The following is a 7,816-nucleotide window of genomic DNA, read 5'->3' on the forward strand; positions in this document are numbered from 1 at the left end:
CCGGGGCGTGCCCGCGCTCGCCGCGCTGGTCTTCGGGCTGGGCGCGGCGCCTTTCGCCCTGGCGCAGACCGCCACGCTCGCGGCGGGCTCCACCGGCCGCACCTACGTCAATCCGAACGGCGCCACCATCGTGGACATTGCCGGTGCCAACGGCGCCGGCCTCTCGCACAACCGCTACACGCAGTTCAACGTCGACGCCAAGGGGCTGGTGCTCAACAACACCACCAGCAGCAGCGGCGCGATGTTCCAGCAGTCGCAGCTGGCGGGCCAGGTCAAGTCCAACGACTACTCCGCGCGCGCGGCCAGCGTGATCCTCAACGAGGTGGTCTCCAGCAACCGCAGCCAGCTGGCCGGCTTTGCCGAAGTGCTGGGCAGCAAGGCCGACGTGGTGCTGGTCAACCCCTACGGCATCACCTGCGGCGGCTGCGGCTTCATCAACACCGACCGTGTCACGCTCAGCACCGGCCTGCCCAACTTCAATGCCAACGGCGGCCTGGCGGGGTTCACCGTCAACCAGGGCGACATCCTCATCACCGGCAACGGCCTGAACGGCACGGCGCAGCAGATCCTGGACCTGGTGAGCCGCTCGGTGCGCATCGACGGCAACATCAACGCACAGGACCTGGGGGTGTTCGCCGGCGCGCAGCAGTGGCGCTACGACACGCGCGGGGTCACCGGAGCCGCTGCGCCACAGGGCAGCGCGCCGGTCTACGCCATCGACAGCTCGGCCCTGGGCGGCATGTACGCCAACCGCATCCGCCTGGTGTCCACCGACGCCGGCGTGGGCGTGCGCATGCTGGGCAACGCGGCCGCCAACGGGCAGGACTTCTCGCTCAGCGCAGCCGGGCGCATCGAGCTGAACAACGCCATCTCGGCGCAGCGCGACATCCTGCTGGCCAGCACCAGCAACGACGCTGCCGTCCTCGCACTGACGGACGCCGCGCTGACGTCGGGGCGCGACACGAAGCTCGACGCACGCCAGGGCGGGCTGGCCATGCAGCGCACGCGCGTCATTGCCGGCGGCGCCTTGGGCGTGAACACCGCAGGCAACGCAAGCTTCGATGCATCGACGCTGGCAGCCGGCTCGATGAGCATCGCCAGCCAGGGTGCGCTGAACCTGGGCAACAGCGGCGTGCAGGCCAGCGGCGACATCCGCCTGGCATCGGGCGGTGCCACCACGGTCGGCGCCGGCGGCGCGCAGGCCGTGCAGAGCACCGGCGGGCGCATCGACATCGAGGCGGCCGGCGGGCTTGTCAACGACGGCGCCATCAGCGCCGACGCGGGCGCGGTCGGCATCCGTGCCGGCCAGCAGCTGGCCAACAACGGCACGATCAACGCTGGCACCGACCTGCGCCTGGCGGACGCGAAAGGCGGCGCGACCCAGGCCATCGACAACAGGGGCACGCTGATCGCGGGGCAGGGCGTGGACGTGCGTGGCGCGGCCGTGGTCAACAGCGGCTGGATGCAGGCGGGCACCGACGCCGCTGTGGCGGCCGACTCGCTCAACAACGGCGGCAACATCGTCGCGCTGGGCGGCAATGTGCAGCTGCGAGTCGATGGCACGCTGACCAACACCGGCAAGGTGCAGGCGGCGAAGGACATCGCGCTGTCGGCGCGCAGCGGCGCGCAGGCCGTGCGCCTGGACAACCGCAGCGAGATGCGCGCGCTTGGCGCCATGCAGCTGGCCGCCGCCACGGTGGACAACGGCGGCGTTCTGGTGTCGGGCACCTCCACCCGCATCGACAGCAAGACGCTGACCAACCAGGGTGATGTCTACACCGACGGGGCACTCAAGCTGAACGCCGATGTGCTGGACAACCATGCCAAGCTGCTGAGCGCGGGCTCGCTCGAGGTGCAGGCGGGAACCATCACCAACCGCCAGGACGCCCGGATCGAGGCGGCCAGCGCAAGCCAGGTGCAGGCCGACAGCGTGGTCAACGAGGGCGCGTGGCTTCTTTCGCAGCAAGGCGGCGCGCGCGACAGCATGGCGGTGACCGGCGTGCTGGACAACCGTGGCACGCTGCAATCGGGTGGTGCCGCCACATTGCAGGCGGCCCAGGTGAAGAACAGTGGCGTGCTGACGGGCACGACGAACCTGTCAGTGCGCGGTGCCAGCATCGAGAACACCGGCACGCTGCAGTCGCTCGGCGCGATGAACCTGGCCGTGGGAAGCGGCGGCCTGACCAACACCAGCAATGGCGAGGAGGGCAGCGGCACGATCCTGGCGCAAGGCGACCTGGGCATCGAATCCGCACAAGGCGATGCCTACACCGCCAAACTGGGCGGCACGGTGCAAAGCGGCGGGCTGCTCAAGGTGTCGGGGCCCGGCGCCACCGCCATCGACCTGAGCGGCAATGCATCAGGCAGGACGGTCGACGTGGATGTGACACAGCTGTCCATCGGCGCCAGCTCGGCGCTCGCCAGCACAGGCAACCTCGACATCGCCGCCGACCAGCTCGAGCTGAAGGTGGAAGGCACCGGCTCCAGCGCCAGGACGGGCCGGGTGCTGGCCGCGACAGGCGGCACCGGCACCGGCAACATCACGCTCGGCGGCAACCTCGTGAACAACGGCCTGCTGTTCTCGGGCGCCGACCTGAACGTGCGCGCACCCAACATCACGGTGGGCGGCACCGGCGCCATCTCGGCGCTCGGAAGCCTGTTGGTGCACGCGAACGCCGGAACGCTCGACCTGACGGCCGGCGCGCCAACGGCCGGTGCGGGCAACCTGGTGAACAACGGCTTGCTGTTCGCCCGCAATGGCGACCTCGTGGCCAAGGCCAACGGCACGCTCACCAACAATGCCGACATCAACAGCACCGCCGCGAAGGACAGCGCCTACGGCATGAGGCTGACGGCCAACACGCTGGTCAACAACAACGTCATCAACGGCAGCAACGACATCCGCATCGTGGCGGCCACGCTGCGCAACGAAGTGGAGGGCGGCGACACGCGCTACATCGAAAGAGGCCCCAATTCGCCGACGCGGGAGGTCGACTATCGCAATGACGGCAGGACCGCCGGCGAAAACACCGATGAAGCCTGGCTCTACGAGTACACCTACACCGAGACGCAGAAATACCGCAGCGCTTTGCCCAGCACGGTTCCGCAGATCACGGCGGGACGCAACATGACGCTTGCGTTCAACAAGGGCAGCAACCTGGCGGCGGTGATTTCGGCTGTCGGCACGCTGGACATGGTGGGCTTCTCCTACGACCCGGCCCAAACCGATGGGGCAGCGCAGGCCCAATGGGGCATCCAGGACGACATCGGCCACGGGTTCAGGCTTTCGGGCGGCAGCTTCGTCAACGACAACCTGGCGTTGAAGACGATCACCTATACGGTCAGATGGTCGGAGACCACCAAGTGGGTGGGGTGGAACACGGCCGGTGCCTCCACCTATTACGACCACCGCCTGTGCTCGAGGGGTGGGACCTGGGATTCCGTGTGCTTCGTCGACGGCTACCAGACCACTCCTGGCGCGCCGGCCACCACCCAGCCCGCGAACGCCGGGCTGTATGGCGCGGGGCTGAAGGGCACCGGCTTCACTCTGCGGAACAACGGCGCAAGCTGGTCTGCGGGCACGGACACCAACCTCACGGCCGCGCGGCGCGCTGCAGCGCCGGCGGACACCCGCGACGCCAGTTCCACAAGCGGGCAGAGCGGCCCGGCCGGCGCGCCGGGCGTCGGCACGACCGGCTCCGTCGGCTACACAGGCGGCAATGCCGGCAACGGCGTGAGCGGCACGTCCTTCGGGGGCATCAAGGTCACGCTGCCGAACAGCCCCAACAGCTACTACGTCCTGTCGTCCGACCCGAAGGCGCGCTACCTCGTCGAGACCAATCCGCTGTACCTGGGCGGTGGCAGCACGCTCGGTTCCGACTACCTCGCCAGGCTGCTGGGCTACAACCCCGACGAGCTGGCCATGCGCCTGGGCGACGCCAGCTACGAAGCCTGGCTGGTGAAGCAGCAGCTCATCGCGCAGACGGGCAACGCGGTGCTGGTGGGCTACCAGAGTGCCGATGGGCAGATGAAGAGCCTCATGGAGCACGCCGCCGGCGAGAGCACTTCGCTGGGCCTGGCCTATGGCAAGCCGCTCACGCCGGAGCAGCAGGCCGCGCTGAAGCAGGACATCGTCTGGATGGTGCAGACCGAGATCGAGGGCAAGACCGTGCTGGCGCCGGTGGTGTACCTGGCGCAAAGCACCAAGGCCAACATCAGCAAGGGCGCGGTGATTTCGGCGGAGAACGCCAACTTGAGCCTGGAGTCGATGACCAACACCGGCGGCACCATCGTCGGCACCAAGTCGCTGCTGATCGCATCGACCGGCGACATCAGCAACCTGTCGGGCCTGATCAAGGGCGGCAACGTCAGCCTCGGTTCCACCGAAGGCAGCATCGTCAACAAGACGCTGAGCGAGGGCGGCGGCGGAAGCAACTTCTACAGCACGCAGGTTGCCAGCACGGCGGGCATCCAATCGACCGGAAGCCTCGCGCTGGACGCGAAGAAGGACATCACGAACGTCGGCGCCAACGTGAGCGCAGGCGGCGATGCATCGCTCAAGGCCGGCAACAACATCACCTTCGACACCATCGAGAAGAAGGACACCCAGACCACCTACGGCAAGGAGGAGGTGAAGAACGGGAGCAGCTTCAGCACCACCACGACGACGACCACCAACCAGGTGAAGTCGGGTCTCACGGCGGGCGGCGACCTGAAGGCCAGCGCCGGCAACGACATCACGCTGGCCGGCACCGACACCAAGGTGAGCGGCAACGCCGACCTGAATGCCGGCAACAACCTGAACATCGTGGCGCGCGAGAACAGCAGCGTGACGCACAGCGAGAGCCATGCCGCCGGCTGGGGCATGAACGACTCGGTGTTCGGCAAGACAACCACGGCCACCGACTCGACCTCCATCCGCAATGTCGGCAGCAGCTTCGAGGTAGGCGGCAACGCCGGCCTGGGCGCGAGGAACGACGTGACGGTGCAGGGCTCCAATGTCAACGTCGCAGGCAACGGCACCATCAACGCCACCAACGTCAATGTGCTGGCCGGCCGCAACTACGACGAAACCACCAGCACCACCACCCGCAGCGGCGTGCTGCAGGTGGGCAGTGGCAGCGGCAAGTCGAGCGCCAGTGGGTCGAATTCGGATTCGAGCAGCGGGCGCGGCAGGGCGGCTGCTTCGGCCGATGCCTCGGCAGAGGCGAGCGGGCAGGGCTCGGGCGGCCTGGCCTTCAAGTCGACCACCACCACCGAGACGCAGACCACCGATCTTCAGCACGTGGGTTCCACGCTTACTTTCGGCAAGGACCTGGACGTGAAGGCGAGCCAGGACATGAACCTGCAGGGCTCCGCCGTGAATGCCCGCGGCCACGTGAACGTCGATGCGCGCAACGTGAACCTGCTGGCCGCGCAGGACGTGCACACCTCCACCACCACGGTCACCACCACCACCGTGGGCCTGATGGCCAGCTCCGACAACAAGGCCGGGGCGCAGGCCGGTGCCAGCGCCAATGCGGCGGGCGGCCAGGGCAACCCCGGGGCGGGCGCCAATGCGAGCGCGGGCGCGCAAGCCAGTTCGGAGAACAGGGTGGACGTGTTCCAGCGCCAGCAGGACACCACCGAGACGCTGGACGTCACCAACCGCGGCTCGGCCATCAACGCCGGCGGCCAGCTGAACGTGAAGGCGCGCGACACGCTCACGCTACAAGGCTCCGACATGAGTTCGGGCGGCAGCATGAACCTGAACGCCAACAACATGCGCTTCGAAGCCGTGCAGGATGTGCACGAGACGCGCACCAGCAGTGAACGCACCACGGCCGGCCTGTACGCCTCCGGCAATGCCGAGGTTTCGGCGCAGGGCGGCGGCAAGGTCGGCATGGGCGCGCAAGGCGGCGCGAGCGCGGGTGCATCGGCTTCGGGCGAAGTGGGCGTCTATGGCTCCAACACGCGAAGCAGCAGCGTCGAAGGTGCCACCACCGCGCGCACCTCGTCGCTCAAGTCGGGCGGCGACATCAGCCGCACGGCGGCCGACAACATCACCGACGTGGGCACCCGCATCGACGGCAGCGGCAACCTCAACCAGTCGGCCAGGAACATCGACAGCTTCGCGGCTGCCAACACCACTTACAGCAGCGCCGACAGCACCACGCACACCGCCAAGCTGGGGGCCTATGCCGAAGGCGCGGCCACGGCATCGGCCCAGGTACAGCCGGCGCCGGGCGTGCAGGGCAAGGGCAAGGGGGTGATGACAGGCAAGGGTGCCGGCGTGGGCGCGGGCGTGCGTGCCAGCTACGAGTACGAAGGATCGAGCGAGTCGGCCGGCAGCAGCCAGGCGGTGGTCTCCAGCATCCGCATGGGCGGCAGCGTCAACAGCCAGTCCGGCGGCAAGACGACGATGGAGGGCACGCAGATCGAGGCGGGCCGCGACGTGAACCTGTCTGCCTCGTCGCTCGACTACCGCGCCGCGGCCAACACCAGCAGCGCCGATTCGCAACGCAAGAGCGTCAACGCCACGGTGAGCGTGGACCTGGCCAACCAGGGCGGGTCCGTCGACGCGGGCTATGCCGGCGACAAGAGCAGCGACCGCAGCAGCACCGCCGTGGTGGGCGGCATCAAGGCCGGCGGCAACCTCAACCTGCAGACCCGCGGCGACATGCGCCTGGAGGGCACGAACCTGTCGGCGGGCCAGGGCGCCAGCATCGATGCGGGCGGCAAGCTGGATTTCGCGGCGGCCAGGAACACGGCCAGCGGCAGCAGCGAGAGCCTGGCCGTGGATGCCAGCGTGAGCGCCGGCCGGGGCGGCGGCTCGGGCAATGCGTCGGTCAATTCGGCCAAGAGCAACTACAGCCTCGACCAGGACGTGGCCGGCAGCGTGTCGGCCGGCAAGGGCCCGGTGAGCATCCGCAGCGGCGGTGATGCCAGCTTCACCGGCACCGCCATCGCCAGCAAGGAAGGCAATGTGTCCGTTGCCGCGGGTGGCGACGTGACGATGAAGGCGGCGCGCACCGTGGAACACCGCGAATCGACCCAGGTGGGCGTCTCGGCCAACGGGCTGGCCGACAACAACGCCAACGGCCAGAGCTTCAACGCCGCGAGCGGCGCCACCAGCCCTGGCGGCAGCGGCGGCAGCGGTGCCAAGACCAAGGTCGACCGCCGCGCGGGCGGCGCCGAACTGGGCGTGGGCACCGGCAAGGCCGACAGCGACACCGCCAGAGTGGGCTCGATCAGCAGCGGCAGCGGCACGGTCAGCATCTCTTCGGGCCGCAACACCTCGCTGGAAGGCACGCAGGTGGGCGCGGCCCAGGGCATCGCGGTCAACACGGGCGGGAGCTTCGAGAGAAAAGCTGCGGTGAGCACCAGCAGTTCCAGCAACAGCAACTTCTCGGCCATGGGCTCGGCCAACACGCAGACGCCGACGGGCAAGGCCGGGGCCGCCAAGGGCAGCAAGGCAGGAAGCACGCCGGCCGGACAGAACGGCGGCAATGCAGGTGGCACCGGCACCGGCACCGGTGCTGGCACGGCCGCTCCGGCCAGCGACGCCACGGGCCAGGCGGCGGCCAAGCCGAGCGCCAAGGACAAGGGTGTGCAACTGGGCGCTGCGCGCCAGCTTCCGGGCAGCGCAGCGCCGGTATCGAAGCCTGCTGGGGGCGCGACGCCGGCAGGCAGCGCAGCGGCAGGCAACGCAACGCCCAACGCAACGCCGGCAGCCAACGCAACGCCTGCGGCCGGCAATGCCACCGCCGGCGCGACCACACCTGCAAAGCGCGGCAACATCCAGCTCGGGTCGAATCGCGGCGCCGCCAGTGGCGCC

Annotated in this window: 1 protein-coding gene; it reads left to right on the forward strand. The window is 69.1% G+C overall.

Going from position 1 to position 7,816, the window contains the following annotated elements; all coding sequences use genetic code 11:
• Positions 1-7,816: hemagglutinin repeat-containing protein (locus tag VSO01S_RS25255; protein ID WP_068645526.1), on the forward strand; the 7,816-nt coding region annotated here is incomplete at both ends.

It is taken from the genome of Variovorax soli NBRC 106424, assembly GCF_001591385.1.
Classification (GTDB): domain Bacteria; phylum Pseudomonadota; class Gammaproteobacteria; order Burkholderiales; family Burkholderiaceae_C; genus Variovorax; species Variovorax soli.